Origin of the sequence: Pseudomonas sp., from assembly GCF_050739655.1 — a bacterium.
Classification (GTDB): domain Bacteria; phylum Pseudomonadota; class Gammaproteobacteria; order Pseudomonadales; family Pseudomonadaceae; genus Aquipseudomonas.
On the sequence record NZ_JBOIBY010000445.1, the window covers coordinates 1 to 3,925 of the forward strand.

3 protein-coding genes are annotated in these 3,925 nt (G+C 59.9%); all 3 read right to left on the reverse strand.

Annotated features, from left to right (window positions below; all coding sequences use genetic code 11):
• Positions 1-107: 107 nt before the first annotated feature.
• The 3 genes from fkpB to ileS are packed head-to-tail and all read right to left on the reverse strand — an operon-like array spanning position 108 to position 3,889.
• The gene (gene fkpB / locus ACRESJ_RS21510; RefSeq protein WP_431759708.1) at positions 108-545 is read right to left on the reverse strand and encodes an FKBP-type peptidyl-prolyl cis-trans isomerase; all 438 of its coding nucleotides are present in this window, start codon (positions 543-545) and stop codon (positions 108-110) included.
• 7 nt (positions 546-552) lie between these two features.
• Positions 553-1,065 (reverse strand): signal peptidase II, encoded by a 513-nt coding sequence (lspA, locus tag ACRESJ_RS21515; protein WP_431759706.1) that lies wholly within the window; start codon positions 1,063-1,065, stop codon positions 553-555.
• On the reverse strand, positions 1,058-3,889 hold the full coding sequence (ileS, locus tag ACRESJ_RS21520; RefSeq protein ID WP_431759707.1) for an isoleucine--tRNA ligase: 2,832 nt from the start codon (positions 3,887-3,889) through the stop codon (positions 1,058-1,060). Before ileS ends, lspA begins: the two co-directional genes overlap by 8 nt.
• Between the last annotated feature and the right edge of the window lie 36 nt (positions 3,890-3,925).

Genomic DNA, 3,925 nt, shown 5'->3' on the forward strand with positions numbered 1-3,925 from the left:
CGCGATGGCGGAGTGTCAGTCAATATCAATATTGAATGTCAGGCACTCATCGCGAGCAAGCTCGCTCCCACAGGGTCCGGTGGCAACAGAAGCTGCCCCGTAATGCCTTACAGCGCTTTGACGGAGATGATCTCTACGTCAAAGGTCAGCGTCTTGCCCGCCAGCGGGTGGTTGAAGTCGACGGTCACTTGCGCATCGTCGAACTCTTTGACCACGCCCGGCAACTCGGTATTGGCCGCATCGTTGAAGATCACCAGCAAACCAGGCGACAGTTCCATGTCCTGGAACTGTGAGCGCGGGATGACCTGTACGTTTTGCGGGTTAGGCTGGCCGAAAGCGTTTTCCGGCTCGATGCTCAGTGTACGCTTGTCACCGGCCTTGAAACCGAACAGCGCTGCCTCGAAACCTGGAAGCAGGTTGCCGTCACCGACCTTGAAGGTCGCCGGGGCTTTGTCGAAGGTGCTGTCCACCGTGTCGCCGTTCTCCAGGCGCAATGCGAAATGCAAGGTGACTTCCGTGTTCTGGCCGATACGTTGCTCAGCCAATACCTGTTCAGTCATGAACGGCTTCTCCGGTCTTTTTACTTTTGAACATATCCAGTGCCAGCATGACAGCGCCGACAGTGATTGCACTGTCGGCAAAGTTGAACGCCGGGAAATACCAGCGGTTCTGCCAATGCACCAGAATGAAATCGATCACATGGCCCAAGGCTATGCGGTCATACAAATTGCCCAGCGCGCCACCCAGCACCAACGCCAACGCGATGGCCACCCAGGTTTCGTTACGTCCCAGACGCTTTAGCCACACCACCAGCACCGCACTGACCACAACAGCGATCAACGCAAACAGCCAGCGCTGCCAGCCGGAGCTGTCAGCCAGGAAGCTGAACGCCGCGCCAGTGTTGTAGGCCAGGGTCCAGCTGAAGTAATCGGGGATGATTACGATCTGCTGGTACATCTGGAGCTTGCCTTCGAAGTAGAACTTGCTGGCCTGGTCGATGACCAGGACCAGCAAACTCAACCAGAGCCAGCTCAGCCGTCCGAAACGGCCAACGGCATTAGGCATAGTGACGAACCTCGCCCGCGCCGCTGATGTTGTCGACGCAACGACCGCAGATTTCCGGATGCTCCGGGTTCACGCCGACGTCTTCGCGGCAGTGCCAGCAACGGGCGCACTTGGCGTGGCTCGACTTGACGATCTTGAGCTTCAGGCCGCTGACTTCGGTGACCACGGCATCGGCCGGTGCCTGCGCCAATGGCGCAACGCTGGCGGTCGAAGTGATCAGCACGAAGCGCAGTTCGTTGCTCAGCCTGGCCAGGTCGGCGGTCAGCGCATCTTCGGCGAACAGCGTCACTTCGGCTTGCAGGTTGCCACCGACAGCCTTGGCTGCACGCTGGATTTCCATTTCCTTGTTGACCGCGACCTTGACCGCCATGATCCGGTCCCAGTAAGCGCGATCCAACTCGAAGCCTTCCGGCAGTTCGCTCAGGCCTTCGTACCAGGTGTTGAGCATGACGGACTCGTTACGCTCGCCCGGCAGGTACTGCCACAGTTCGTCGGCGGTGAACGCCAGGATCGGCGCGATCCAGCGCACCAGCGCTTCGGAGATGTGGAACAGCGCGGTCTGGCACGAACGGCGGGCCTTGCTGTCGGCGCCGGTGGTGTACTGGCGATCCTTGATGATGTCGAGGTAGAAACCACCCAGCTCCTGCACGCAGAAGTTGTGGATCTTGGAGTACACGTTCCAGAAGCGGTATTCGCCGTAGTGCTCTTGCAACTCACGTTGCAGCAGCAGGGTACGGTCCACGGCCCAACGGTCCAGAGCGAGCATTTCTTCAGCTGGCAACAGGTCGGTGGCCGGGTTGAAGCCGGTCAGGTTCGAAAGCAGGAAACGCGCGGTGTTACGGATACGCCGGTAGGCGTCCGCGCTGCGCTGCAGGATTTGCTCGGAAACCGCCATCTCGCCCGAATAATCGGTAGACGCGACCCACAGACGCATGATGTCGGCGCCCAGTGTGTCGTTGACCTTTTGCGGTGCAATCACGTTGCCCAAGGACTTGGACATCTTGCGGCCAGACTCGTCGACGGTGAAGCCGTGGGTCAGCAGCTCGCGATACGGCGCGTGGTTATCGATGGCGCAACCGGTCAGCAGGGACGAGTGGAACCAGCCACGGTGCTGGTCCGAACCTTCCAGGTACAGGTCGGCGCGTGGACCGGTTTCGTGGCCCATCGGGTGCGAACCGCGCAGGACGTGCCAGTGCGTGGTGCCCGAATCGAACCAGACGTCCAAGGTGTCGCTGATTTTGTCGTACTGCGGCGCTTCATCGCCCAGCAGTTCGGCGGCGTCCAGCTTGAACCAGGCCTCGATGCCTTCGACTTCGACACGCTTGGCCACTTCTTCCATCAACTCGACGGTGCGTGGGTGCAGCTCGCCGCTTTCCTTGTTCAGGAAGAACGGGATTGGCACGCCCCAGTTGCGCTGACGGGAAATGCACCAGTCCGGACGGTTGGCGATCATCGAATGCAGGCGCGCCTGGCCCCAGGCAGGAACGAACTTGGTGTCTTCGATGGCTTTGAGAGAGCGCTGGCGCAGGGTATCGCCGGTGGTCGGCTGCTTGTCCATGCCGATGAACCACTGCGCGGTCGCGCGATAGATCAGCGGGGTCTTGTGGCGCCAGCAGTGCATGTAGCTGTGTTCGATGACGGTGGTGTGCATCAGCGCACCAACCTCGGTCAGCTTGTCGACGATGGCCGGGTTGGCCTTCCAGATGAACTGGCCGCCGAAGAATTCCAGCGATGGCACGTACACGCCATTGCTTTGAACCGGGTTGAGGATGTCGTCGTTGACCATGCCGTACTTCTTGCAGGTCACGAAGTCGTCAACGCCATAGGCCGGAGCGGAGTGAACCACACCCGTGCCGGCGCCCAGCTCAACGTAGTCGGCCAGGTAAACTGGCGACAGACGGTCGTAGAACGGATGACGGAAGTTGATCAGTTCCAGCGCCGAGCCCGGAGCGGTGGCCAGTACCGAGCCTTCGACGCCGTAGCGCGACAGGCAGGATTCCACCAGTTCTTCAGCAAGCACCAGCAGCTTGTCGCCGATATCGACCAAGGCGTAGTTGAATTCAGGATGAACGTTCAGTGCCTGGTTGGCCGGGATGGTCCACGCGGTGGTGGTCCAGATCACGATCGAAGCCGGTTTGGCCAGGGTTGGCAGGCCGAAAGCGGCAGCCAGTTTGGCTTCGTCGGCAATCGGGAAGGCTACGTCGATGGTCGAGGACTTCTTGTTCTCGTACTCGACTTCGGCTTCAGCCAGGGCCGAACCGCAATCGAAGCACCAGTTCACGGGCTTGAGGCCCTTGAACACGAAACCACCCTTGACGATTTCAGCCAAGGCACGGATTTCACCGGCCTCGTTCTTGAAGTCCATGGTCTTGTACGGGTTGGCGAAGTCACCCAATACACCCAGACGGATGAACTCGGACTTCTGGCCTTCGATCTGCTCGGTGGCGTAGGCCCGGCACAGTTCGCGAGTCTTGTCCGCGCCCAGGTTCTTGCCATGGGTCACTTCGACTTTGTGCTCGATCGGCAGACCGTGGCAGTCCCAGCCCGGAATATACGGCGCGTCGAAGCCCGACAGGGTCTTCGAGCGGATGATCATGTCCTTGAGAATCTTGTTCAGTGCGTGACCGATATGGATCGTGCCGTTGGCGTACGGAGGGCCGTCGTGCAGGACGAACTTTGGACGATCCTTGCCAATCTCGCGCAACTTTCCGTACAGGCCAATGCTGTCCCAGTGCTGCAGAATCTGCGGTTCGCGCTGAGGCAGGCCGGCCTTCATTGGGAAGGCGGTGTCCGGAAGGTTTAGCGTGGCTTTATAGTCGGTCATTTAAGGCTCTTCATTAGCGATGGGCGCTAGGTGCGG